At 42.4% G+C, this 24,235-nt stretch carries 26 protein-coding genes; 25 read left to right on the forward strand and 1 reads right to left on the reverse strand.

The window, feature by feature from the left end:
• Positions 1 to 40: 40 nt before the first annotated feature.
• The 25 genes from AFM12_RS14345 to AFM12_RS14465 all read left to right on the forward strand — a co-directional run bounded on the left by AFM12_RS14345 (position 41) and on the right by AFM12_RS14465 (position 23,235).
• A complete protein-coding gene (locus AFM12_RS14345) occupies positions 41 to 1,516 on the forward strand; it encodes a serine hydrolase domain-containing protein (protein WP_055149411.1) in 1,476 nt (491 codons plus the stop codon).
• A gap of 208 nt (positions 1,517 to 1,724) precedes the next feature.
• Positions 1,725 to 2,213 carry an ester cyclase gene (locus AFM12_RS14350; protein WP_082391354.1) on the forward strand — a complete coding sequence of 163 codons (489 nt, stop codon included), beginning with the start codon at positions 1,725 to 1,727 and terminating at the stop codon, positions 2,211 to 2,213.
• A 14-nt stretch (positions 2,214 to 2,227) separates the two neighbouring features.
• Positions 2,228 to 2,851, forward strand: coding sequence for a CatB-related O-acetyltransferase (locus tag AFM12_RS14355; RefSeq protein ID WP_055149415.1), 624 nt, complete (start codon positions 2,228 to 2,230; stop codon positions 2,849 to 2,851).
• Positions 2,852 to 2,941: 90 nt separating this feature from the next.
• Complete coding sequence (locus tag AFM12_RS14360; RefSeq protein WP_082391355.1) at positions 2,942 to 3,358, forward strand: putative quinol monooxygenase; 417 nt, start codon at positions 2,942 to 2,944, stop codon at positions 3,356 to 3,358.
• A 222-nt stretch (positions 3,359 to 3,580) separates the two neighbouring features.
• On the forward strand, positions 3,581 to 4,090 hold the full coding sequence (locus tag AFM12_RS14365; RefSeq protein ID WP_055149417.1) for an SgcJ/EcaC family oxidoreductase: 510 nt from the start codon (positions 3,581 to 3,583) through the stop codon (positions 4,088 to 4,090).
• A gap of 80 nt (positions 4,091 to 4,170) precedes the next feature.
• A complete protein-coding gene (locus AFM12_RS14370; RefSeq protein WP_055149419.1) occupies positions 4,171 to 5,205 on the forward strand; it encodes a YncE family protein in 1,035 nt (344 codons plus the stop codon).
• Between the two features lie 4 nt (positions 5,206 to 5,209).
• Complete coding sequence (locus AFM12_RS14375; RefSeq protein WP_055149421.1) at positions 5,210 to 5,671, forward strand: hypothetical protein; 462 nt, start codon at positions 5,210 to 5,212, stop codon at positions 5,669 to 5,671.
• Positions 5,668 to 6,036: a hypothetical protein gene (locus tag AFM12_RS14380; RefSeq protein WP_055149423.1), complete on the forward strand. Its 369-nt coding sequence runs from the start codon at positions 5,668 to 5,670 to the stop codon at positions 6,034 to 6,036. The genes AFM12_RS14375 and AFM12_RS14380 overlap by 4 nt, the downstream gene beginning before the upstream one ends.
• A 37-nt stretch (positions 6,037 to 6,073) precedes the next feature.
• On the forward strand, positions 6,074 to 6,622 hold the full coding sequence (locus AFM12_RS14385; protein ID WP_055149425.1) for a hypothetical protein: 549 nt from the start codon (positions 6,074 to 6,076) through the stop codon (positions 6,620 to 6,622).
• 193 nt (positions 6,623 to 6,815) lie between these two features.
• The gene (locus AFM12_RS14390; protein ID WP_055149427.1) at positions 6,816 to 7,586 is read left to right on the forward strand and encodes a CPBP family intramembrane glutamic endopeptidase; all 771 of its coding nucleotides are present in this window, start codon (positions 6,816 to 6,818) and stop codon (positions 7,584 to 7,586) included.
• Between the two features lie 119 nt (positions 7,587 to 7,705).
• Positions 7,706 to 8,557: a CPBP family intramembrane glutamic endopeptidase gene (locus AFM12_RS14395; protein ID WP_055149429.1), complete on the forward strand. Its 852-nt coding sequence runs from the start codon at positions 7,706 to 7,708 to the stop codon at positions 8,555 to 8,557.
• Between the two features lie 77 nt (positions 8,558 to 8,634).
• Positions 8,635 to 9,669 (forward strand): serine hydrolase domain-containing protein, encoded by a 1,035-nt coding sequence (locus tag AFM12_RS14400; protein ID WP_055149431.1) that lies wholly within the window; start codon positions 8,635 to 8,637, stop codon positions 9,667 to 9,669.
• Between the two features lie 589 nt (positions 9,670 to 10,258).
• Positions 10,259 to 11,200, forward strand: coding sequence for an amidohydrolase family protein (locus AFM12_RS14405; RefSeq protein ID WP_055149433.1), 942 nt, complete (start codon positions 10,259 to 10,261; stop codon positions 11,198 to 11,200).
• A gap of 118 nt (positions 11,201 to 11,318) precedes the next feature.
• Positions 11,319 to 11,951, forward strand: a complete 633-nt coding sequence (locus AFM12_RS14410; protein ID WP_055149435.1) for a hypothetical protein — start codon at positions 11,319 to 11,321, stop codon at positions 11,949 to 11,951.
• Between the two features lie 156 nt (positions 11,952 to 12,107).
• Positions 12,108 to 12,929 (forward strand): helix-turn-helix domain-containing protein, encoded by an 822-nt coding sequence (locus tag AFM12_RS14415; protein WP_055149437.1) that lies wholly within the window; start codon positions 12,108 to 12,110, stop codon positions 12,927 to 12,929.
• 56 nt (positions 12,930 to 12,985) lie between these two features.
• Positions 12,986 to 13,543, forward strand: coding sequence for a hypothetical protein (locus tag AFM12_RS14420; protein WP_055149439.1), 558 nt, complete (start codon positions 12,986 to 12,988; stop codon positions 13,541 to 13,543).
• Positions 13,544 to 14,605: an alpha/beta fold hydrolase gene (locus AFM12_RS14425; protein WP_055149441.1), complete on the forward strand. Its 1,062-nt coding sequence runs from the start codon at positions 13,544 to 13,546 to the stop codon at positions 14,603 to 14,605.
• A gap of 283 nt (positions 14,606 to 14,888) precedes the next feature.
• Complete coding sequence (locus AFM12_RS14430) at positions 14,889 to 16,847, forward strand: helix-turn-helix domain-containing protein (protein WP_131458382.1); 1,959 nt, start codon at positions 14,889 to 14,891, stop codon at positions 16,845 to 16,847.
• Between the two features lie 104 nt (positions 16,848 to 16,951).
• Positions 16,952 to 17,536, forward strand: a complete 585-nt coding sequence (locus AFM12_RS19720; protein WP_055149444.1) for a hypothetical protein — start codon at positions 16,952 to 16,954, stop codon at positions 17,534 to 17,536.
• A complete protein-coding gene (locus AFM12_RS14440; RefSeq protein ID WP_055149446.1) occupies positions 17,533 to 18,561 on the forward strand; it encodes an alpha/beta hydrolase in 1,029 nt (342 codons plus the stop codon). The genes AFM12_RS19720 and AFM12_RS14440 overlap by 4 nt, the downstream gene beginning before the upstream one ends.
• A gap of 43 nt (positions 18,562 to 18,604) precedes the next feature.
• The gene (locus AFM12_RS14445; protein WP_055149448.1) at positions 18,605 to 19,540 is read left to right on the forward strand and encodes an NAD(P)-dependent alcohol dehydrogenase; all 936 of its coding nucleotides are present in this window, start codon (positions 18,605 to 18,607) and stop codon (positions 19,538 to 19,540) included.
• Between the two features lie 66 nt (positions 19,541 to 19,606).
• On the forward strand, positions 19,607 to 20,605 hold the full coding sequence (locus AFM12_RS14450; RefSeq protein ID WP_229308512.1) for a serine hydrolase domain-containing protein: 999 nt from the start codon (positions 19,607 to 19,609) through the stop codon (positions 20,603 to 20,605).
• A gap of 117 nt (positions 20,606 to 20,722) precedes the next feature.
• Complete coding sequence (locus tag AFM12_RS14455; protein ID WP_055149450.1) at positions 20,723 to 21,985, forward strand: glycosyltransferase; 1,263 nt, start codon at positions 20,723 to 20,725, stop codon at positions 21,983 to 21,985.
• Between the two features lie 47 nt (positions 21,986 to 22,032).
• Positions 22,033 to 22,599: a YdeI/OmpD-associated family protein gene (locus tag AFM12_RS14460; protein WP_055149452.1), complete on the forward strand. Its 567-nt coding sequence runs from the start codon at positions 22,033 to 22,035 to the stop codon at positions 22,597 to 22,599.
• Positions 22,600 to 22,647: 48 nt separating this feature from the next.
• Positions 22,648 to 23,235, forward strand: a complete 588-nt coding sequence (locus AFM12_RS14465; protein WP_055149454.1) for a Crp/Fnr family transcriptional regulator — start codon at positions 22,648 to 22,650, stop codon at positions 23,233 to 23,235.
• Here AFM12_RS14465 and AFM12_RS14470 read toward each other — a convergent pair.
• Positions 23,232 to 24,164 carry an NAD(P)-dependent alcohol dehydrogenase gene (locus AFM12_RS14470; protein ID WP_055149456.1) on the reverse strand — a complete coding sequence of 311 codons (933 nt, stop codon included), beginning with the start codon at positions 24,162 to 24,164 and terminating at the stop codon, positions 23,232 to 23,234. The two genes, AFM12_RS14465 and AFM12_RS14470, sit on opposite strands and share 4 nt — an antisense overlap.
• Positions 24,165 to 24,235: the final 71 nt, after the last annotated feature.

A 24,235-nucleotide genomic window follows, 5' to 3' on the forward strand; every position in this document is an offset into this window, starting at 1 on the left:
TACAAGAGGCTAAAGCAGCCATTCATCAAAAAAAACTAAAATGTATTCATTGGTTAAAGCAGTCATTTATTCCCTCATCACCTTCCTGACATTCGATTCGTTCGCTCAAAATACCAATCAGGAGCTCATCGATAAAATTGATACTTATTTAGAATCCAGCGTAAAAAATGGCTTTTCCGGAGTTGTTTTAGTCGCTAAACAAGGAGAAGTTATGCTGTCTGAAGGATATGGATGGGCTGACAGAAAGAATAAAATACCCAATTCACCATCAACCGTCTTTAATATTGGTTCTGTCACAAAACAATTTACAGCATCGGCTATTTTAAAACTCGTAGAGCAAGGAAAAATAAAAACATCAGATGAAATAGGCATCTATTTTAATCAGGCACCTGAAGACAAACGTGAGATCACAATTCATCAATTATTGACTCATACATCAGGAATCTCCAACAGAACCGGAGGTTTTAGGTATGATGAGGCGAGTAAAGAACAGTTCTTAAAAGAATTTTTTGAGTCAGAATTGCAATCTCAACCCGGAACAAGGCACCATTATGCCAATGCCAACTACATTCTGCTCTCAGCAATAATAGAATCTGTTTCAGGACAAACGTATGCTTCTTTTCTGAATGAGAATTTGTTTGTTCCTGCTCAAATGAAAAGTACCGGATATAAAAGAATCAACTTTAGCACGGAAAGATTAGCACATGGCTACTATTATAACAGAGATAAAGAGCAATGGGAAGATTGGGGGACTACCCAACAACACCTACCCTACACTGATAAACATTGGTATAGTATAGGAAAAGGCGATATTCATTCTACCGTTGAGGATTTATACAAATGGCATTTGGCATTGGAAAACAACGCCGTTTTAACATCAAATTCCAGAGAAACCCAGGAAACTCCTTATGTAGCTGAGGATGATCATATGACATCGTATTATGGTTATGGCTGGGCTATATCTGAAAGTAATAGAGACACCAAGATCGTAGCTCATAATGGCAGTAATGGATTGTATTTTGCAGATTTTGTTAGGTTTATAGATAATGATGTGGTTATTATCTACATCACAAATGCTTTTTTGGGTCCAGAATCAGAAAACGTTGCCCGGGAAATTGGAAAAATGATTTTTGATCCCAATTATACCGCCACAACAATTCCAAGGAATATTTATGAACTAGTTCAGGAGTTTATGAAAACAAATCCACCTACCGAGGCTGAAAAATTGCCGGATATTATTAAGAAAGAATTGAATCATGAATTAACTGACCATGCCATCTTCAATCGACTGGGATATAGTCGTTTGAAAAAAGAAGACGAACCGGGTTGGGCTTTAGAGTTGTTCAAACTGAATGTGCAATTATTTCCTGAGGATGGTAATTTGTGGGATTCTCTTGGTGAAGCTTACCTCAAATATGACCATAAAGAGGAAGCTATAAAGTGCTACGCAAAGGCAGTGGAATCAGGTAGTGAAAGCTCAGTAAAAACATTGAACGAATTGTTGAAAAAAGAATAGGGTTAAAAGCTGTTTCCAACATGGTGTAAAAGTCATTCTGGTTTAGGTGCAAATTCGAAGGATAAAATATAAATTACAGTTCAGTTTTTAAGCTAAAAAACAGATGAGTGGAAATTAACTGATACCCAAGCCCTAGTCAGCCAACCCATTTCAGACAACCACACCCCTTTTAACGTCCTGAAAAATAAACCTCTAACCCAAAACCGAAATGAAAACATCACTCTTTTTTATGTTTCTTCTGGCAGGAAGTCTTCTTTTTAACGGTTGCAGTTCTACAACAGAACAAGCCGACCTTGACGCCAACCGTGAAGTCGTCAAAAAATACCACGAGGTATGGAGCAACGGCCAGGTTAATGAATTAGACAACATCCTGGCACCGGATTTTGTCTGCCATTTTATAGCCGGAATCGAGTGGAAAGGCATTGAAGGAGCAAACGCCTCCATTTCGGGACACAGAATATCCTTCCCCGACTGGAACGAAGAAATAGTGGACATGATCAGCGAGGGCGACCGGGTGGTTACCCGATTCAGATCGACGGGAACTCATCAGGGAACATTTAACGGGCTTGATTCGACCGGTAGGGAAGTCGCCATTTACGAGACTGCGATTTACCGAATCGCCGACGGAAAAATTGCCGAACAATGGGGCTTCCCGGATGAAGTAAGCTTGAATAATCAACTCAAGGCAGAAAACTAAAAAGACAAAACTGAGTGACAGGACCAGATAAAGACACAAAATTTCCTCTGAAGAATTACGATAGACTATGTTTCTTAAAAAACATAGTGAAGAATCCGAATATCATCATTGGTGATTACACGTATTACGATGACTTTGAAAACGTTGAGAACTTTGAGAAAAATGTAAAATACCATTTTGACTTTGTTGATGACAAATTGATCATCGGAAAATTCTGTATGATTGCCTCTGACGTCAAATTCATCATGAACGGAGCCAATCATTTAACAGATGCCTTGTCAACTTATCCTTTTGCCATTTTTGGAAATGGCTGGGAAAACGCGATGGACGGAAAATCTTATCCGCAAAAAGGAGACATCCATATCGGCAATGATGTTTGGATTGGTTATAATGCCACTATTATGGCTGGGGTAACTATTGGAGACGGAGCAATTATTGCCACAAACTCTACCGTAGTTAAAGACGTGGAACCGTATTCAATCGTCGGAGGGAACCCTGCCAAAGAAATTAAAAAGAGGTTTTCTAAAGAAGTCATTTCAAAACTCTTAGAACTTCAGTGGTGGAACTGGGATATTGAAAAAATCACAAGGAATATTCAAAACCTGACAGGCGATAAAATAGAGAATATCATTGAGTAAAAAAGCACTAACTAAAATGACCTTAATGAATTTCTTGCTTTAGTCTCTTTCTCAAAACATGATCGCTGGTGTCACCATAATATTTGACGAATGAAAAAATTATACCTGATATTAATAACTGCTATTCCACTTATTTCTTTCGGACAAGATAACCTGCAAAACCAACAGCATATCCCGGACAATATGATGATAAGGCTCGTTGAGATTGAAATTGAACCTGAGTATCTTGATGAATATTTAAATATACTTAAAGAGGAGTCTAATGCCTCAATGAAGCTAGAGCCGGGGGTAATTTCCATTTATCCGATGTACCAAAAAGACAACCCGACCGAAATTAGGTTATTGGAAATCTATGCTAATCAAAAAGCCTATGAGTCTCACCTCGAAACACCCCATTTCAAGTATTACAAAACCACCACCTTAAAAATGGTAAAATCCTTAAAATTGGTGGATATGAATGCCATTGACCCGGACGCTATGCCTATGATCTTTAAGAAAATAAGGTAATATAAAGGTGGAGTCTGCAATGATCAGGAGTAAAAAGCTCGTCCTATTCTTCTCGGATTACCTTAAGTTCTAGTAATGTAGATCTCGGGTTTTGTGTCAGCTGATTACGTTTAGTACTAATTCATATAACCATTCATTTACGGGCTATCAAACCAATTCATATTTTTACCTTTGGATCTTGTTTCACATTAGACGTATTGACGAAATTATTAAATAGAAATAATGAAGTTCACCCTCGCCCTTTTTGCTACCTTCCTAACGTTTCTTATCTCCCTAAGTAGCCCGGCTCAAAGCAGGCAAGATAGCCTTGCTCTGGAAAAAATCATTCTTGACGAAACTCTTGCCTGGAACAAAGGAGATGCGAAAGCCTACTCAGAGCATTTTGCTGAAGATGGTACCTTTACCAATGTTCTGGGTTTGTTTTACAAAGGCTACGAGGAATTCTTACTCCGTCATGATTTCATTTTCAAAGGTGTCTTCAAAGGCACGACTATGACGCAGAATATTGTTTCGATGCAATTTATCAATCAGGATGTCGCTATTCTGGAGACCCTAATCTGGGTCAGTGGGATGTCTTCCCCAATTCCCTTTGAAGGGGTAGCTCCGGATGAACAGGGACGGCTACGCACCCGGTTGCTGCAGGTCTTAAAAAAGGAGGGTGGCGAATGGAAAATCAGAAGTTATCATAATGTTGACATCGAGAAGAGCGTCCCCAGCCCTGAGCCCCGATAGTTTTGGGCTTTGAAGTCATTTAAACCCTCATGGTTTTGAGCCGGAAATAAGGTATATTTAGTGTACCCAAATTTCCTTGAATGAAACCAACTCTGTTTCCACTATTCATTCCGTTGATTTTGACGAATCTTGCTTGTCAGTCGAGACCGGAAGAAGGTGCTGTATCAGAGTATCAGGTGCTGGTGGTAGAACAAGGCAAAGGGCAGGTCAAGCGGTTCGATCATGAAGGCAAACTACTGGACAGCGTAAAAGTAGGATATAACCCGCATGAAATAGAATGGGATGCCACGCTGAAACAGGCCTATGTCAGTAATTTTGGGGTGGAAGATTACGACAACACTATTGGAATTCCGGGCAGCAGCCTGGCCGTAATTGATCCAAAAAAAATTTCAGAAAGCCGCAGTTGGAGTACCCTCAGAAGGGACTTTCCGGCCGATTCCAGCAAGGGGCCGCATGGGGTAAAGCTTCGGCCCGGTCACGAGAATCAGCTGTACGTAAATGTGGAATATGGCAATGCCATGCTAATTATGGATCCTCGGAACGGACAAATCCAACGCAGTTTCGCTATCCCTGCCGGAACCCATAATTTTCTGTTTTCAAATGATGGCTCCCTTTTGTATCTAATGGCCGGCACCAATGGACTATATACCATTGATCCCGAAACGGGAGAAGAGCTGGCTCATTTTCCTGTTACCTCTGCTTTACGGGGACTGGCACTGACGAAAGACGAAAGTCAGATTCTCCTCAGCTGTGTAAATGAACTTTATCTCCTGAACACCGAGACACTGGAAGTGGTGCAGCACTATACCGACCTGGGTGTCAAACAAATCATTTATACCTGTTTCAGTCCGGACGAAAAATGGCTACTGGCTCCTTGCCCTTATGATAATCAGGTGCTCGTTATTGATCGGGCCAGCGGCAGAGTTTTGCAAAAAATAAAAACCGGCAAAGCTCCGATCTGCGTCAAAATAAGTCCTGATCAAAGCAAAGCCTTTGTGGTCAATGCTCTGGACAAGCACCTAAGCGTCATTGACCTGAACGACTATTCCGTACAGGATTTCGGAGTGACAGACAAACCCAATGGATTTCTATTTCTGAACCAACCCTCCCTTTAAGACCATGAAAAAATCAATTAGCCTCCTGTTCACAGCCCTTTTGATCTATGCCTGTTCTTCCCCGCAAAATGATGAAGAAACCAGACTGAGCGATACCCTTCAAATAAACAACACCACACCTGAAGTACCCACCTCAGGGGAAGTAGTCGACAAAAGCGAGCCGGAATTTAAAATCAAAGTTGAGGAATTGGACTATCAGCCCAGGTCTTACCTCTCGGTGGAATATGATGGAAAAGTCTTCCCCCTGGACAGCATGGATGGTACAGCAGAAATCATCAACCCCGAACAATACCAATCGATGGAAATTCCGGAGAATGCTTCTACGGCCTGTGGGGGATGGTGGGCCGGTGGGGGAACCTACTACTTTATTAATTCTACAGAAACAGTGGTCAGTATTTACAAAGGATTTCAGGACGAAGGTTTCCCCGGCTTTAACTGGGCTTTATTTAAAGAATTGAATCGATGATTTATCATATCCTGAATGGTGACGCTCTGACACCCACCTTTAGAGAAACGGGTCTGAAAGGTGAGGTGATCATTGCCCGAGAGGCTCTGATGGACGGGGATCTTAGCGGAGAAACCTGGCAAGCATTTCTGGAAAACAGGGCAAGGGTTCATGGTGTTTCTCCTGAAGAATACCAAAAAAATAGCGGGGCTGAATTCGATAAAATCCGAAACGCTCCGGAAGACTCCGTCTTTCATCTCTGGTTTGAATATGATCTGTTTTGTCAGGTCAACTTCTGGTTTTTCCTCTCCCTGATATACGTCTTGCCAGAAAATCGAAAAGTTTGGGCTTACTTGCAAATTCAACTACTCCAGGTAACTAGTTGAACGGAAATCATCCGCACGAATAAGTAAAAAAGAAACTATGAACAGAATCAAAACAATCGGACTTACATTTTTAACCATCTTACTAGCGACAGCTTTTACTGTAGTTATTGATTTAGAAACTAAACTCTTACTGAATGACAAAGTAGAGCTTAAAGTACCGAAGGACTTCGATATCATGTCTGAAGAATTAATGCAATTAAAGTATCCATCAGAGCGAAGACCAACTCTGGTCTATTCTAACGAGTCGGGCGGAATTAATGTGGCTTTAAACCTCACTCAAAGTCCGGCAAGCCAACAACTAATTCCCGTCTATAAAGACAACTTTGTTCGGACTTTTAAGAACCTTTATCCATCGGCCGAATGGAAAGACAGTGGCGTGAAAACGATTGATGGCAGAAAAGTTGGCTATTTAGAATTGATAACTCCGGCTATTGATACCGAAATTTATAATTTAATGTTCTTCACAGACTTAGACGGTCAATTACTTCTTTGCACTTTTAACTGCACCAGAAAGAGTATTGAGGAATGGACGCCGACTGCGAAAGAAATCATGAACTCCCTGAAAATAAAAAAGACGGGTCCATAACTTCAAACCTGAAGGGTTGCCTAAGAAGCTTTTACTTTGTCATTAATTCTAAAAGTTTTGGATAGGGTAATGCTTTGAATGAAATGAATTCCCCGAACAAACAGATATATCTCCGTCGAACCCCAGAAGGACTAAAACCTGCATTTTACTGGTCAAAACGATAACAAGAAACACAAAACCATTGCCACCAAAAATGGAAAACTCCCAAAAGAGATCAACGCATGACCCGGCTCTAAAACCATTTTGGAGGAAGCTTTTCAAATTCGATTGGAAGTTTGGATTCTTCCTGATACTTCTGATCTGCATACCCCGATTCGTATTGGTTCTCAATGCAAATCAAACCGGAAATTATGGCCCTATCGGGGCAATAATGCTCATCTCTGCGATTGTTCCTTTCATCTTTTTAAACAGAAATGGCCGTAAGGAAATCGGAATTATAGGGACTAAAAACATTGGCGGCTTACTCATGTCATTAATTGCTGGTTTAGCCTTTAGCTTTCTACTTTTTATCATCGGCAAAGCCATATATAGAGGTACCTTTCAAAACTGGTACGTCTACATCGGCAAATCTTACAACATCCCCCAAGGAATATCAGGAAACGACAAACTGATATTATTCGTCACCATGGCCGTAACAGGAATGATTTTTAGCCCAATTGGAGAAGAGCTATTCTTTCGGGGAATAGTTCACGGCAGTTTTGCACGATCGATTGGAGAGAAAAAGGCTTCCATTATAGATAGTTTAGCTTTTTCCCTCACCCATATTGCTCATTTCGGACTTGTTTTCATAAGCGGTACCTGGCATTTTCACCCTTTTCCGACACTCATATGGGTGGTGGGTATGTTCGTTGTCAGTATTCTTTTCTTCAGAGCTAAGAGTCTGTCTGGTTCACTGATGGGAGCCATCTTCTGTCATGCAGGGTTTAACCTCGGAATGATTTATAGCATATTTTACCTGCTGTAAGCTCCTTTCTTATTGAATTTAACAAACTCATTTTTTTAGGTAAATCCTTCCTTTCTTAACCTAAGTCAATGAACCCTAAAAATGGGAAGCCGACCTTTGTTTAAAATTTTGAAATCCGAATGATCAATCAAGCCGAACGTAAGGAAGTCTGGAAAACCATATTTCTGTTTCTCGTACTGGTGTTCACGTTGACCTCTCCTTTTCATTATGCTTTGGTGAATTTATACCCTTCCCGTATTTACGTGGGAGCTATCATGTGGTGCCCGGCTATCGCCGCCTTTCTAACCCTGAAAATCAGAGGCCGGTCTATTTCATCTCTTCCCTGGACATGGGAAAGCGGGAAATATCTTTGGTTATCGTACATCATTCCTGCCCTTTATGGTCTGCTGACTTACCTATTCATCTGGAGTTTTGGTTTAGGAGAGCTGGCCGATAGAGAAACAATTGCGGAATGGGGAACGGAACTGGGTTTGTTTGGTATCCGGACTTTAAATACCACTTCTATTGTGGTCATCGCAATAATTTTGACAGGGACTGTGGAAGTCATCAGAGCCTCAGCCACCACTTTAGGAGAAGAAATCGGCTGGAGAGGATTTTTCATCTGGGAGCTAAGAAAGGTGCTCTCGTTTACAGGGGTCTCCGTGGTAAGTGGGCTTGTTTGGGCGGCCTGGCATTGGCCCCTCCTGGTTTATTACAGCAATAATATGCTTCTTGAGTTCATCTCCTTTTTCGTTGTGATTATCTCCATGTCATTCATCATGACCTATTTCACCTTCAAATCGAGAAGCCTTTGGCCCGCTGTCCTTTTTCATGCCGTGAGCAATGTTTATATTCAAAAAATAATGCCGCCTCTTACCAGTGAAGTAAAAGGTACTGAACACTGGCTGGGCGAAAACGGGATCATGTTTGCCATCGTGACGGCCCTGTTTGGGCTTTATTACTGGTACAAAGGAGTCAAAGAGCATCTCTAAAAAACGTATAGTATATTGCGGTAAACTCATAACCATCAATCTTAAAAAACGGGCAGGCTTTTTTGCTCCGCATTGCAATGAATAAAAAACAAAAAACACTGATCATTAGAATTGTCTTATTTGTGAGCACAGGAGTATCCCTGTTTTTTGTTCCATGGCTTTTAGTGAAAGCCTGGATACTGCCCCTTCCTGATACTGTTCAGGAACAAATGGAACAGGCCATCGGACATGGTTTTGAAGGAATGCTCGTCTACATCGACAAGGCGGGCCAGCCCGCTCAATCTTTTGCAGCCGGATGGTATAACAAAGAACTGAAAATACCCGCCAAACCGGATGCCTTGTTTAAAATAGCCAGCATCAGCAAGCTTTATGATGCCGTTGCTGTAACCAAACTGGTACATGACGGAAGGCTCTCGCTGGACAAGACCATCGCGGATTACTTTCCGAATCTTACAAGCCGAATAGAAAACGCAGATAAAATCACCTTGCGTTTGATGATTCAGCACAGAAGCGGACTTCCCAATTTTACCGATACCCCGAATTTCTGGGCATCTCCCACCCAAAGCTTTGAAGAAAGTCTAGCCCTGATACTTGACCAACCAGCCAATTTTGAGCCCGGAGATGATTACGAATACTGCAATACAAACTACCTGCTGATCAATAAAATCATGGATAATGAACTCGGGTACCCCAATTTTGAATTCATTCGCGAAGAAATCCTGAAACCCCTTGAGCTCAAACATACCTTTGGCTCTCTGAAAGAAGTGAATCTGGACGATGTAATGAGTGGCTACCATGTGGGGCATCCTCATGACTTAAAAGCTGATGAACACGGCATGCTTGCTACCGCTGAAGACGTGGGCATTTTCATTCGGGCTTTAAATGACGGGTCTGTTTTTGAACCGGGAGAGCAGGAAATCTATTCGTCGGTTTATGAATATGAACATGGAGGCTGGGTGCCCGGCTATCAGAGCTTTGCAAAGTATCATGAAGACATTGACGCGGTTACCGTTGAATTCTATAGTACAACGGACTCCAAATTGTATAATTGGAATCTTTCCGAAATTGTGAATAAGCGAATTGTCAAAATACTTAAACACCAGAAAAATTAATAGAACCTCCGTTATTCGAAGGCACTTCTCACCCAGAAGTCAAACAATATCTGATTCGCTCTCAACCGTTTTGTGGATAAACTAAAGACCTGGCCAAATTAATATTCACTTCCTGTTTTTTGATGAGTCTTACACACCGCTCTCTTGTTTTGGCCTTATGATTCTCTTCCCAAAGAATTATTTGGCCCTAATTCTTCCCGTTTAGAAAGATTAAGTAAACAAGAGTATTTTAGTATCTTAAGACAGAGGGATATTGGGCTTTCATACCAATACCCATTCTCAAGAAAAAAGAAACACCTCCTTTTCCACTCCTCTTGCCTTTTATTCCGATCAGATGACAGAACCAAGTGCCTGATTGACTTTCTGCCATCGGGAAAGGCCCGAAGGTGGTCATCGTCATTTTGATCCCTCTTCTTACCACTCAGTAAAAAAAACGACAATACCTCCCGTTTTGAAGACACGAAATCATACAATTCGATCAGGAATAAGTTATATTGCTTTACGTTCACGCGCCCTTTGAATAAAAAGATTTGTAAATCTTCAAAGGCACAATTCCACCACCCGTAACGAACCTCTAAAAACCATTGCTATGAAACCAATTTCAACCTTACGGGCAAAAGCTATCTTTCTCTTGGTTGGAAACATCCTGACTGCTCTATTTCTGACCGCCGGGTCTGCTTTATCGCAGTCCAGAATTATTGACATGCACGTTCATTCTTATTCTGAAAATGACTTTGGGGAGCGGGAGCCTTCCAGCGATTTCTATGGCAATAAAGGAGCCGCCAATGCGGAAGAACATCTGAAAGAAACCTTTGAAGCCTTTCGGAAATGGAACATTGTAAAAGCCGCTGTAAGTGGCAATCCGGAAAGTGTAGAACACTGGGCGGCACACGACCCTGACCGGGTGATCCGTGGCCTTCTCATCTTTTCACCGGACGACTATGGCCTTGACAGCCTTCAGTTTGAACAAATGATCCTAGATAAGAAAATTGAGATTTTCGGTGAAATCGGAGCCTATTACAGCGGCACCACTCTTAGTGATGAAATCTGGCAGCCCTATTTACGTCTTTGTGAAAAATACGACATTCCGGTGGCAGTACATACCGGAGGAGGTGACCCGGGTGGCACTTACTCCTGGTCGCCCAAAGCCCGCCTTATCAAGGGAGACCCCTACCTCATCGAAGACGTACTAGTCAACTACCCGAAACTAAGAATCTACCTGATGCATAACGGGGGCGAAGAATGGCATGAGCATGCCCTTCGGATGATGGCCTATTACCCTCAGTTGTACACCGATATCGCCGTAATGTTATGGGTGGAACCCAATACTCAGCGAACCGTAACTGAATTTTTAAAAAATGCTCAACATGCGGGTTATCTCGACCGCGTGATGTTTGGTTCTGATCAGATGGTCTGGCCTCATGCAATTGAGCAGTCCATTCAGTTTCTCAATAGCCTGGATTTTTTAAGCACTGAGGAAAAAGAGGGCATTTTTTATGGTAACGCCGCCCGTTTTTTAAAGATGAAATAATGGCTACTTCTTTTTACGGACTTTGGCCCGCATAGAAGAAAAAAGGGAAGCCCAAAGCTACGACCTCCATGTACATCAAGAGATTATCATTTTAATTTAACCTCTAACCCAATCAACCATGGAAAAAGCATACCGTAATCTGGGGTATTTCCTGCTACTACTCATCCCTCTAACTTTTTTTGGTTTTTATAAAACCTACTTCAATCAGTTTCCGACCTTTAGCGAAACCGCCTTTTTTGTGCAAATTCATGCCGGCATCGCTATGATATGGATTCTTATGCTGATTATTCAGCCTCTGATGATCCGAAACCGGAGAGTAGACCTTCACCGGAAAATAGGCAAGGCCTCTTATGTTATTTTCCCTTTGCTGATTCTTTCCTTTATTCCCCAGATGATCAGTCTGGCGGGTTCAGATCGCCCTAATAATTTATTTTTCCCACTTTCCGATTCTATTCTACTGATTTCCTTTTATACGCTGGGAATTTATTACCGCTCAAAGGCCACTCTGCATATGCGGTACATGATTGGAACAGCCCTGATTTTTATCAGTCCCACCGTTGGACGGATATTTCCTTTCTGGTTCGACTTTTCTGATGTACTGGCCCAATTCGTCGTTTACAGCATCTTGTTTCTATTGCTGATCAGTCTGATTCTGATGGATAAAAAAAACGGCCGAAATCCAGAACCTTACCTACTCATGCTTCCTTTCTGGATACTTCATATGATCGTTTTCTCCATCGTTTTTCTCTGAACAGAAACTGAAAGGCGTGTCCTTTTTACCAATTTTGGCAAACCGGAATAGTTCTCTGAAGTTACCCTCATGATTGGATGAATTTTCCTGAATTGACGGAGATTTGAATACGGTGGATTATTTCTGGGCGTTCTCCTCTTATTTGAAGCGAACAAAATGAACTGGGAATATCACGAAATTAAACCTCCTGAACACCTGGCTGAATATATTGATTGTATCTGGTGGGAGAACTATGCCGAAATTCATCCGGAAAAAGGAAAACATTTATTGGTTCCTGATCTATCCATTGAACTCATTTTTACGCCTTCTGTAATGGTCCGGTATCTTCCCGGAACCGGTGAATATAAGAGAAAAAAAACACAGTTGGCCGGGCTTAGAACGACCCCTCAGGTATGTTCGGTTCAGGAAAGTCCGGTTATCGGAATTCGTTTCAAAGTATCACGTTTCTACCGGTTAAGTCTGATTAAAATGTCTGAAACCATCAATAATTGCCTTCATCCTACTATTTGCTTCGGCAAATCTGTTTCAAAACTGGAAAGGGAAGTCTTCATGGCAAAATCACAAGAAGAGCGGATTGAAAAAATCACTTCCTTTTTTACCGATTACCTGACCTTTGTTACCATCGATTCCGACCCGGTTTTTGAAGATATTATCCGTTACATTGATGAGCTTAATGGGGCTTGTGTTATCGGTGAGCTCCCCTCTCTTTTTTCAATATCTGCGAGTACAATCGAGCGAAAATTTCGGAAAAATATGGGTTTGACACCCAAAAAATACTGCTCACTTTTACGCTTTCAAAAGCAATTTCTTTCAGGACAAAAATCTTTCCGGAGCTATAATTCGGGTAGTAGTTTCAATTATTACGATCAGGCTCATTTTATTAAGGAAGTAAGTAAGTTCTCAGGCCTCACCCCCGGCCAGTTAGCCTCTCTCAAAATGGGAATTCAGGAAGCCTATTTTAAAAAAAAGTGGTCTTGACGATTTTTTACAATCCTACCAGGCAAGGGCTTCCTAATTTTGAAAAAAAATGAAAAATGAAGCTATTACCTCTCCTGATCGGAGTCATTGCAATGACTCAGTTACAGGCACATCCTGGGAAAATCAATTCTCTCTCCTTTTCTTATTTCGGCGAAATGCTGACGCATCCCGGTTTCAAACTTAATGCCGGATTTCCATTAAAAACATGGAAAGGAAACAACCCGAAAGTCATACAAAAAAGTATTATACTCAGTACTGGCATTGGTTTTTTCTACCACAAACGGTATCAGACAGGCCTGTTTTTTATTCCTGAAATCAGCTACCAAAGACATCAAAAAAAAGGCAAATTTATTGAAATGGGAGCTGGTCTTGGTTACCTGAAAACCCTGATTCCAAATAGTTTTGAGGTACATGACTCCGAAATTCGGCAAGTAACCGCCAGCCATTCGTATTTGTCTTCCAATGTCTTTCTGGTCTTTGGGAAAGGGCTGCGTTCGATCAAAAAAAAACAGGCTTCTTACTTTGTTAAACCTCAACTACTTCTCGCTGCTCCCGGTTTCCCTTCTGTCACTGGCTATTTTGCTCTTGAATTAGGAATCAAACAACATTTGTAAATGAAACGATTGAACTACCTGGCCTTAATGGCCATCCTACCTTTATTGTTTTCCTGCGAAAAATTCAAGGTAGATTCACAGGAAAACTCCTTTTTCTATATTAAAAATAAAGGAGCTGAACTCCCGGTTTGGGTCAGAGGAAATACAACCTCCAAAAAATTCATTATTTACATCAATGGAGGCCCCGGAGCCACCAGTCTTGACATCGCCAGAGCCGATATGTTTGGCTGGTCAGAGGGGCTGGAGACCAATTTTGCCATGGTCTACTATGATCAGCGTGGATGCGGAAATGCCCAGGGAAATATTAATGATAATACCCTGACTATTAAACAGTATGTTGAAGATTTAGATCAAATCATCACTGTACTGGCAGAACAATACGACCAGCCGAAAATCTATCTGATGGGTGCAAGTTTTGGGGGCTTTATCGGTGCAAATTATTTATTAACAGACCAGTTTCAGCAAAAAATCAGTGGATGGATTTCCGTAGATGGTGCCTATAATTTCGACTATGACCTGAGCTGGCAATACCGAAGAACTTTTTTGATCAATCTGGCCAAAGAGGAACTGTCTCTGGGAAACAAAATAGAGCATTGGACCAACGCTTTGGTATGGGCAGAAGACAATCCGGTCATCAGTACGGGGGAGCAGAAAAACAAATGGAGAAGTTTTATAGGCTGGCCGGGCGAAATCATCCTTCCCGAAGAAAGAGCTGCATTATCTTTACGTCAATATCTGGGCATCGGTTTTTTTTCAAGCTATAACCCTTTTCCTGCCTATTTATCATCAAATCTTGAAAAGGTCAATAATCATCTCAATGAAGACGCTGAAGGCACAAACCTCATTTCGATTGTTTCTCAGATCACCATTCCTTCTCTACTTATATGGGGAAGGTATGATGATCTTATTGCCCCGGAGGAGGGTAAGGAAGTTTTCACCCAATTCGGCACAGAAGATAGCCACAAGTTTTACAAACTTTTGCCCAACTCAAGCCACGAACCATATATCAGTGATCCTGAAAATTTCAAAAAAGAAGTGATTGAGTTTGTGACAAAATACTGAACACCAAAAGATATCCTGAAATAAAAATTTTTATGTTCAGAAAGAAATCAAAGGTGTACCTAAGGAGGTTTATGGTAAAAAATGCATTCAAAAATTCCAGAAACTGATCAGATTTCGGTCTTTTGAATTAAAAAAGACCTCCCGAATCTTTCGGAAGAGCTGCACAAGACCTGAAGGCAAATCATGAAAACCAAAGACTCGGAGCCAGGGAATATCTTTGAACTCTAACCAGAGATCTTTTTCGGATTACGTGGGACAAGTGAATAAAAGAGGTCACCCAAAAATGACTTTCAACACTTCTCACCTCAACTTTAACTCCTTTTACCACCAAAAAAACACTATCTTTCGTTCGGAAACTGCTTTTAGCAATGTTCATTTAAAACTTTATTGTGAAGGCCTCTTTTCAAAACTGCGGCCACTACCTCCGGATTTGAAGATTACACCCAACATCGCGGATAAAACCAGAATCGCCGTACTTCCCTTCGTGAACATGAGCACGGACATGGAGAATGAATTCTTCAGCGATGGCATTACGGAGGAAATCATCAACGCACTGGCGAAAATCGATGAATTAAAAGTGACTTCTCGAACCTCTGCCTTTCATTTCAAAGGGAAAAACATTCCGATAACAGAAATAGGAAAAGAACTCGGAGTTTCCACCTTACTGGAAGGTAGTGTGCGATTGTCCGGGAAAGCAATCCGGATTACCGCTCAGTTGATTGATGCCGAAGAAGACTTTCATTTCTGGTCTGAAACCTGGGACCGGCAACTGGATAATATTTTTGAAGTGCAGGACGAAATCAGCCTGCTGATTGCCGAAAAACTCAGGGAACAAATCGGCCATTTTGAAATAGAGGAACAAACAGATCACCAAAAAACAGATGTCAGTGCCTATGAATGTTACCTCAGAAGCAAATCCAGCTTTGCGAAATTCCAAAAGGCCGACCTGTTTACCGCTTTGGAGGAAATAGAAAATGCCATTGCCATCGATCCGGAATGTCCGTTTTATCATGCTTCACAAGCCATTTATTACGGCTACCTGGGGTTGATAAATGCCATTCCCGGTAAGGAAGCATTCACCAAATCCAGAGAGGCTGCTCTAAGAGCTCTGCAGTCTGACCCAAAAGATCCGGAGGCCAATTATGCCATTGGAATGGTCCATTATTTTTTTGAAAAAGACCTGGACACCGCTGTCTCTTATCTGGAAATTGCCCTGAAAAATCGTCCGAACTACGTCAATGCCCTATTGGGGGGCTCTGTAATGGACATTATCTCAGGCCATCATGAAAGATCATTATCGCGGATCAGGAAAGCCATGGAGCTGGACCCGCTCACCAGCTCACACCGGTACTATCTGGCTTCTGCCCTTCAGCGGATGGGCCGATATGAAGAGGCCCTTGAAGAAGTAAATAAATTACTGGCAGTTTCACCGTACCATGCAAATGCTTATGGTCTGAAAGGCACCATTTTATTCCGGTTGCAGCGATATAACGAGGCCATTCTCCATTACAAAACTTTTCCTGTATCGCCGACAAAGACAGCGGAGTATGAGGCCGGTATTGGTATCGTATATGCTGCAGCGGGAGAGGCAGATAAAGCCCTGGAATACCTGAATCGATGTCAAAGTCGGCCACAAAATTTTCATCTGGCTGCTGAGGAAAACCCCCTGGTGATGATTCCCATTTACCTGGGCAATCTGGATCAGGCCTTTGCTGAACTGGAAAAAGACATTGCTGCCGGCAAATATTATCTCAACTTTTATCGTGAAATACCGGCTTTCCGACGGCTGTCTGAAGATCCGCGGTCAGGCATGCTGGAAACCATCTTCAAATCAGAAGGCCGAAGTCAGGAGGAAACGACTTCAGAGCCCTCGAACCCGGCAAAAAAAGCGTTGCTTGACGAAGAACAGATTCAGTTTTATGGTCAGCAATTGTTGGAATTGATGGACCACGAAAAACCTTTTTTGGACGAAAACCTGAGTTTAAAGTCACTCGCCCATCCATTGAATCTTTCCCCGAATCAACTCTCTCTGGTGCTGAATGAAGGCCTTGGAAAGAACTTCAATAGCTTTGTCAATCAGTACAGAGTGGAGGAATTCAAGCGAATTGCGAAAGACCCAATAAACGCCAATTTTACTATTGTGGGCCTCGCCTACGAATGTGGATTTAACTCCAAGACCGTTTTCAATACTTACTTTAAGCAGCATACCGGACAAACGCCCCGTGAGTTTCTGAAAAACTGAAACCTGTAAATGTTCGGAATCATAAATCTGAACGTCTTCTTTGAAATCCCGAACCTCCGGGCCACAACGCTTTCTTTCCTTTGCAGCAGAAAAACAAAACAAGTATGAAACGTCTACAATTACTACCCATGGTTTGTCTGCTGTTCTCACTAACTGTTCTTGCACAGGAGTGGAAGGAAGAGCACCCCGACCGACCACAAAACCGTCTAGCTCTGAAAGCCGGATATTTTGGTGAATTAGTTCTCCATCCGGGGCTGACCGTTGGTCTGGACTACACGGTCTCTAAAAATAAATGGCTGACAATTCACTGGGACACCGACCTGGGCGGGTACCGGCACCGATGGAACAATTCGGCGGCCTTTTTAACCTCAGGCATCGGCTTCAGAATTCATATGGGGCCGGTATTCACAGATTTTAGCCTTGGAATCGGTTATATGCACACACGGCCCGATGGAGATCTCTTTGAAAAAACAGAAAATGGGGATATACAAGCGGCTTCAAACCGATGGCATTCTCACTTTATGCCGAATTCTTCTTTGCAAATCGGCTTGCACCCCGGAAAAAACAAGCAACAGCCCTTGATGCTTCATTTTGGACCGCAAGTCTATCTGCAGTCCTCTTTCAACCATACCTATCTGCCTCACCTGGCAGCCAAAATTGGTTTAACTTATCAACTGCAACAACCATGAAAAGAACAGTGCTTTTACTTAACCTGTTGATGGCAGTCCTGTTTACGGCCTGTCAAAAGGAAAGCTTTTATGAGGGCGACCATTTCTTTATCCGCAATGCCGGAGCCGAAATGCCTGTTTTTGTAAAGGGAAATGTCGAATCCGGCACTTTCATTCTTTTTCTACATGGAGGGCCGGGCGGAAATGCCTCTCTCCCCTCTTTCATGCCGGTCTCACAGGAATTGGAAAAAGATTATGCCTTTGCCTACTGGGACCAGCGGGGCTCCGGCCTTTCCATGGGAAACCCGGAAGCCTCAACCTTCACAGTCGAACAATTTGTGGAAGATCTTGACCTCGTGGTGGAAACCCTTAGGTTACGATATAATGAACCAAGGATTATTTTTTATGGCATCAGCTGGGGTGGAGCCTTGGGCAGTGCTTACCTGAGTACTGCAGATCTACAGGAAAAAATTGATGGGTTTATTTGTATGGACAGCGGTCATAATCTGGTGGAAGGGCTCCCGAAATCAGTGCTTTTTGTAAAAAACTTTGCTGAACAGCAAATTGAAAAGAGGCAGGACACCGCCTATTGGACTGAGGCGAGAGATTGGTGTGCTACTGCACCGGATATGACCGTTAAAGAAAATTATTTCAAATATGATGGCTACCTGAGCAAAACCAATGCCTACCGTAAAAACCCGGATCAGGTGGTTCAGGGGCCAGTGGTGGGAGCTCTGGGCACCATGAATTCTTACCTGTCACTAGCCCTCTTTTTCAATGGCAAATACCTGAGACCGCGATTCAATATTCTGGAATTGAACCTGAGCCAGGACATGAAGCGTATCAGGGTACCAACTCTTGTCATCTGGGGACGGCATGATGGAGTGAATACCATTGAAATGGGCTATGATGCCTATGAGCATATCGGAGGACCTGAATTTAATCAAAAACAGATGGTCATCCTTGAAAACAGTGCTCATGAAGGGTATATCGAAGAACAGGAACTATTTATTCAATCCTTCCGCCAGTTTGTAAACGGACTTTGATAATTAGATAATAATCTAAATGAGGAATTAAACGATCAATGAAATGAAAGCATTTATCTACCAAAAATATGGTTCACCTGAAGTTCTGGAACTGGTGAATCTGGAAAAACCAAAACCAAAAGAAAATGAGATTCTGGTCAGAATTAAGGCCACCACGGTGACCTCCGGTGATGTACGGCTAAGAAGCTCTGATTTCCCACCGGTAGCCTGGCTCATAGCCCGTCTGATGTTTGGCCTGTTTTATCCAAAAAAGAAAATCCTTGGACATGAGCTTTCAGGAATCGTGGAAGCGGTAGGCGAAAACGTTACCCGATACCAGGTGGGTGATGCCATTCTGGCCACTCCCACCCAGTTGCCCTCCGGTGCGTATGCCGAATACATTTGTATCCCGGAGGATAGAAAAAAAGGTGTACTGGCACATAAACCTCAAAATCTGAATTTTAAAGAAGCCGCTGCTCTGCCGGTTGGGGGAATGACAGCCCTTTATTTACTCAAGAAGGCCAAGCTGGCAAAAGGACAAAAAGTATTGGTCTACGGAGCCTCCGGAAGTGTAGGAAGCTTTGCAGTTCAGATAGCCGGAGCCTACGAGGCCGAGGTTACGGCTGTTTGCAGTCAATCGAACAGTGAAATGATGAAAACCTTGGGAGCCGGTACGGTTCTTGACTATCGCCGGGAAGATTATTCAACTCTGGGTCAACAATTTGATATCGTTATCGACGCTGTTGGCAAAACTTCTAAATCAAAGGCATCTGAGGTTTTAAAGCCGGGGGGGCAGTTTGTGTCGGTCACCTCCATCACCAAACCTGAGCAGGAGCACTTAGACGAACTGATTGAACTGGCCGAACAGGGAAAGATCAGACCATACATTGACAAGGTTTTCCCTTTCACCAATCTGACAGAGGCCCACACCTATGTGGAGAGAGGAAGAAAGAGAGGCAATGTGGCCATTGAAATAGCTAAAGCAACGGTTTCACCCTGAGACCTTTCCCGCATTCACTGACTTTCAGAAAAAATCATGTTGAACAAAATGAAATTGCAAAGAAAAATGCTTCAGATAGTACTGCTAAGTTCACTTCTCTTTATGCAAGGCTGTGTATTGGATCTGCGACCTCTTTCCGACACCCTTGATACCGAAATTAGTCACCTGGTAGAAAAAGAATTTGACGGAATGATCGTGTACGTCAATCAGGGAAATGAATCTAAACTTTACAGTGCCGGATGGAAAAACCGTAAAAACAAGATTCCGGCCGATCCTCATGCCCTCTTTAAAATAGCCAGCATCAGCAAGCTATATATTGCAGCGGCAACGGTAAAGCTGGTTGCTGCCGGTCAGCTTTCTTTAGATGATCACCTTAATCAGCTTATCCCTGAAGTTTCCGGAAAAATTGAAAATGCAGATGTCATTACGCTGAGGTTATTGCTACAGCACCGAAGCGGGATTCCGGAGTTTATATACCATCCCGATTTCGTCAATCATGACCCTGAAGAAAGCTATCTGGCTACTGCATCTATAATCTATGACCAACCGGCAGATTTTAAACCTGACCAGAAGTATAAATACTCAAATACCAATTATCTGCTCATCGGTGAAATTCTGGACAGAACCCTCGGTTACTCTCACCATCTTTACATCAAAAACGAAATCCTTCTTCCACTTGGCCTGAATAACACCTACAGCTTGTATAGTGAAGTGGATCCTGAAAAGGTAATGAGTGGCTATTATAAGGGCCATGAGCCGGATTTAAAAGCAAATGACTATACACGACCAGGTGGTTCTATGGTAGCCACCGCAGAAGATGTCGGCCTGTTTTTACGGGCCTTGATAGACGGTTCTCTTTTATCTCCGGAAGAACAGGCCCTGTATTCTTCGGTCTATGTCTACGAACATACTGGTTGGCTTAGCGGTTATACCAGTATTGCCAGGTACGAGGAGGATATTGATACCGTGGTGGTTCAGTTTGTGAATACCAGTGGTAAAGAAATCTTCTGGTTGAAACTGGAAAACGCTTATGACCGAATCGTGAGTATACTCAAAAAAGAGTGATCAGGACGATTAAAAAGAACCCGAAAGAACGAAACGGATAATAGCAAAACCTCTGTCATTCCCAAGATTCATTAACTTTATCACTGAACACCTGAAATTGATGTTACTGATAAAGTCATGAAAATAATTCTCACATCCATTGGCACCAGAGGCGATATGGAGCCCTTTCTGGCGATAGCTGAAATCCTGCAGGAGCGGGGACATAAAGTTATTTGCCTTTTTCCCGAGCAATTCAGGTCACTCGCTGAAGATTCGGGTTTTGAATTCGCCTCACTAGGCACCGAGTTTATTGAGATGCTCAATAGTCCGGTCGGTGTTACAGTGATGGGTGGCGGAAGATTTGGCTTCAAAAAAATAAGGGCTCTTTTGAAACTCGCTTCCATGCAGAAGGAGATCAACAAGGCTATGATTCTGAAGCAGGAAAGCGTTATTGAGAAGGAAAATCCCGACAGGATTGTTCATAATGGCAAAACAATGTACCCGGTTATCTGGGGAACAGAAAATAAAGAAAAGCGTTTTCTGGTCAGCCCTGTACCCTATTTACACTATGTAAAAGACCATTCTCATTTAGCCTTTAACCGAAACTTCGGGCCTTTTCTTAATAAACTGACATACGATCTGGCCAATTTCGGTCTGATCAAAACCATTTCAGGTTCGCTGAAATCGCTGGCGAAACCAAAACAATTAAGCACTAGAGAAATTAAAAAAGCTCTATTTGAGGAGCAAGTCATCTACACCGTTTCTCCTTCTCTTTTTCAAAGACCTGACTATTGGAGTGAAAAACTCCGGGTTTTAGGTTATCACGAAAGAAAAAAAACATTGCACTGGAGTCCCTCAAAAGAACTCGAAACCTTCCTCAGTAATCATCCAAAGGTGATTCTGGCAACTTTTGGAAGCATGATCAATACCGACCCGCTGAAGAAGACGGAAATCCTTTTGGATATCCTGGAGAGAAACAAAATTCCTGCGATCATCAATACAGCTTCTGGTGGCTTAGTTCAGCCTGAAAACTACAACAAAGAGCTTTTTCATTTTGCAGACCGTATTCCGTACGATTGGATATGCCCGAAACTGTTTGCCATGATACATCATGGTGGCTCCGGAACCACACATACCGCCATAAAGTATGGGTGTGCTTCTTTAATTATTCCTCACATTATTGACCAGTTTGTTTGGAATAAAATCATTCATAAGAAAGGTTTGGGACCTCTGGGAGTTAATATCAGCAAAATATCCTTCGGTAACCTTGAGCCTTTGATCATAGATTTATACACCAATAAAAAATATAAGCTGAATGCTGAGGCCACTGGTCTTGAAATCAAAAATGAGGCTTACCGGGACGAGATTTGTAAGACCATAGAAGCTTCAATAAAACTATGATTCTTCACCAGAAATGGTAACACAAAGTAGTCCAAATTTAAAGTTCTATGAAAACCTTTAACCCTGAAAACAAGGCCCATTGGCGAGAATGGCTTGAAGAAAATCATGTCAAAGAAGATTCAGTTTGGCTTGAGTTTTTTAGAAAAGGCTCCCCTAACTATAATCTGAGCTGGAGTGATGCCGTCGATGAAGCTTTGTGTTTTGGTTGGATAGACAGCACCAAGAGAAAAGTTGACGACGAAAAGTATATCCAATACTTCTGCAAGCGTAAACCAAAAAGCAATTGGTCAAGAGTCAATAAAGAGAAAGTAAAAATGCTTACCGAGCAGGGGCTAATGCAGGAAGCGGGCCATGTTAGCATCAAAATCGCAAAAGAAAATGGTTCATGGTCGTTTCTGGATGCAGTAGAAGCACTGATTATACCAGCCGAACTAAAAGAAGAGTTAGATAAGCATGAGAGAGCAGCCACATTTTTTGACAACCTGAGTAAATCGGATAAAAAGATATTGCTCTATTGGGTCATATCAGCCAAAACCGAGAAAACCAGACAAAAGCGTATTCTTGAAATTGCCAGAAACGCCAGCCAAAGCTGCAAACCGAAACAGTTTAGATAGAAAGAATTCTGGCTTAACCAATCAGGATTCCCTAATTTAAACTTCATTATGAAGAACAGATTCGTAGAATACTTTTCAAGCATCTCACCGCTCACCGTAGAAGAGGCTGAGGGTATAGCCCAAAGTATGCAAACCAGATCGTTTCAAAAAGGGGATTTTCTGGTCAGAGAGGGTCAGATTGCCTCCAAAACCTATTTCGTGTTAGAAGGCTGTATTCGTGAGTACGTCCTTCTGGAAGGAGAAGAAAAAACCACCAATTTCTTCACGGAAGATCAATGGGCAATTTCCCTGAATGGTTTGAGCCCGGGCAAACCCTCCACCCATTATTGGGTCTGTGCTGAAGATACAACTGTCGTTGCAGGTGACGAGCAGCAGGCTCAGGCTCTCTTCGAACGTTTTCCCCAGTTTCAAACTATCTCCAGAACCATTATGGAGTCGGCACTGGCAGAACAAAAGGAAGCCCTCTCCTCCTATTATACCGACTCCCCGGAGAAACGCTATCAGAAGTTAGTTCAGTCAAGACCAAGTCTTATTCAGCGTATTCCTCAATACCAGATTGCGAGTTATATCGGTGTAAAGCCTGAATCACTCAGCCGAATCAGAAAGAGAATGGCTTCCTCACCAAAGAAAGATTAGACGGCAATCACCACGTTTCCTCTTTTGTGCCCTTTCTCTACATAGGTATGAGCTTCCGCCATTTTTTCCAAAGGAAAGACCTGATCAATAACAGGCCTGATCTTCTTTTCTTCGGCCAGGCTCTTCAACTGCAAAAAGGCCTCTTTTGGGGTTAGCGGAGTACCATGATCAATGGAGATGTATTTGCCTTCCGGCAATAGCGACTCCTTGCTCTTCTTTTTCAATTCAGACGTTTTAGAATTGCCTACAGCATCAATGACATACTTGTAGGTTCCTAAGTCCTCTGTAGCGTTATCAGTGGTGTAATCAATGGTTTCATCACTTCCTAATGATCTGACAAGATCAAAATTCTTTTCGCTACATACACTGGTAACTCTTGCTCCCACCAGTTTGGCCAATTGAATCGCCATAGTGCCTATACTGCCAGATGCTCCATAAATGAGAACCTCATCTCCGGGCTTAATAGTAGTCTTTTTAAGCAGGTGCTTTGCCAGCAACCCACCGTAAGGGATGGCCGCAGCTTCCTGAAAAGTCAAGTTTGACGGTTTCAGAGCAAGATTCCAGTCCTCGGGAAGACAGATATACTCTGCATAGGAACCAAAACGTCGTTTGGTTGGAGAAACAGAACCGTAAGCGAATACTTCGTCGCCGATATTAAAACGAGTGACATTCTTTCCTTTGGACTCAATAACTCCTGCCGAGACCATTCCCAAAACAGGGTTTCTGGGCTTTCCAAAACCGAAAATAAGCTGAACAATGAACTTCGCTACCGGAGAGGCAATTAACCCACGAATGAGAACATCACTTGTGGTCACTGCAGTGGCTTTGATCCGTATCAATACTTCATCGTCTTTCGGGCTGGGCTTTTCAATTTCACTGAGAATCAGGTGCTCAGGAGATCCGTACTTTGAACATTCAATTGCTTTCATTTTTCTTTGTTTTTGTTTTTAACTGAGAGCAAAATTATCCGGGGTACAAACCGTTTGCATTGATCTGGGTT

It is taken from the genome of Jiulongibacter sediminis, from assembly GCF_001306455.1.
GTDB classification, from domain to species: Bacteria; Bacteroidota; Bacteroidia; order Cytophagales; family Spirosomataceae; genus Jiulongibacter; species Jiulongibacter sediminis.

Coding starts and splice junctions, on each gene's coding strand:
- AFM12_RS14345 (WP_055149411.1), top strand. CDS start 41: ATGTATTCATTGGTTAAAGCAGTCATTTATTCCCTCATCACCTTCCTG.
- AFM12_RS14350 (WP_082391354.1), top strand. CDS start 1,725: ATGAAAACATCACTCTTTTTTATGTTTCTTCTGGCAGGAAGTCTTCTT.
- AFM12_RS14360 (WP_082391355.1), top strand. CDS start 2,942: ATGAAAAAATTATACCTGATATTAATAACTGCTATTCCACTTATTTCT.
- AFM12_RS14365 (WP_055149417.1), top strand. CDS start 3,581: ATGAAGTTCACCCTCGCCCTTTTTGCTACCTTCCTAACGTTTCTTATC.
- AFM12_RS14370 (WP_055149419.1), top strand. CDS start 4,171: ATGAAACCAACTCTGTTTCCACTATTCATTCCGTTGATTTTGACGAAT.
- AFM12_RS14375 (WP_055149421.1), top strand. CDS start 5,210: ATGAAAAAATCAATTAGCCTCCTGTTCACAGCCCTTTTGATCTATGCC.
- AFM12_RS14380 (WP_055149423.1), top strand. CDS start 5,668: ATGATTTATCATATCCTGAATGGTGACGCTCTGACACCCACCTTTAGA.
- AFM12_RS14385 (WP_055149425.1), top strand. CDS start 6,074: ATGAACAGAATCAAAACAATCGGACTTACATTTTTAACCATCTTACTA.
- AFM12_RS14390 (WP_055149427.1), top strand. CDS start 6,816: ATGGAAAACTCCCAAAAGAGATCAACGCATGACCCGGCTCTAAAACCA.
- AFM12_RS14395 (WP_055149429.1), top strand. CDS start 7,706: ATGATCAATCAAGCCGAACGTAAGGAAGTCTGGAAAACCATATTTCTG.
- AFM12_RS14400 (WP_055149431.1), top strand. CDS start 8,635: ATGAATAAAAAACAAAAAACACTGATCATTAGAATTGTCTTATTTGTG.
- AFM12_RS14405 (WP_055149433.1), top strand. CDS start 10,259: ATGAAACCAATTTCAACCTTACGGGCAAAAGCTATCTTTCTCTTGGTT.
- AFM12_RS14410 (WP_055149435.1), top strand. CDS start 11,319: ATGGAAAAAGCATACCGTAATCTGGGGTATTTCCTGCTACTACTCATC.
- AFM12_RS14415 (WP_055149437.1), top strand. CDS start 12,108: ATGAACTGGGAATATCACGAAATTAAACCTCCTGAACACCTGGCTGAA.
- AFM12_RS14420 (WP_055149439.1), top strand. CDS start 12,986: ATGAAGCTATTACCTCTCCTGATCGGAGTCATTGCAATGACTCAGTTA.
- AFM12_RS14425 (WP_055149441.1), top strand. CDS start 13,544: ATGAAACGATTGAACTACCTGGCCTTAATGGCCATCCTACCTTTATTG.
- AFM12_RS14430 (WP_131458382.1), top strand. CDS start 14,889: ATGACTTTCAACACTTCTCACCTCAACTTTAACTCCTTTTACCACCAA.
- AFM12_RS19720 (WP_055149444.1), top strand. CDS start 16,952: ATGAAACGTCTACAATTACTACCCATGGTTTGTCTGCTGTTCTCACTA.
- AFM12_RS14440 (WP_055149446.1), top strand. CDS start 17,533: ATGAAAAGAACAGTGCTTTTACTTAACCTGTTGATGGCAGTCCTGTTT.
- AFM12_RS14445 (WP_055149448.1), top strand. CDS start 18,605: ATGAAAGCATTTATCTACCAAAAATATGGTTCACCTGAAGTTCTGGAA.
- AFM12_RS14450 (WP_229308512.1), top strand. CDS start 19,607: ATGCTTCAGATAGTACTGCTAAGTTCACTTCTCTTTATGCAAGGCTGT.
- AFM12_RS14455 (WP_055149450.1), top strand. CDS start 20,723: ATGAAAATAATTCTCACATCCATTGGCACCAGAGGCGATATGGAGCCC.
- AFM12_RS14460 (WP_055149452.1), top strand. CDS start 22,033: ATGAAAACCTTTAACCCTGAAAACAAGGCCCATTGGCGAGAATGGCTT.
- AFM12_RS14465 (WP_055149454.1), top strand. CDS start 22,648: ATGAAGAACAGATTCGTAGAATACTTTTCAAGCATCTCACCGCTCACC.
- AFM12_RS14470 (WP_055149456.1), bottom strand. CDS start 24,164: ATGAAAGCAATTGAATGTTCAAAGTACGGATCTCCTGAGCACCTGATT.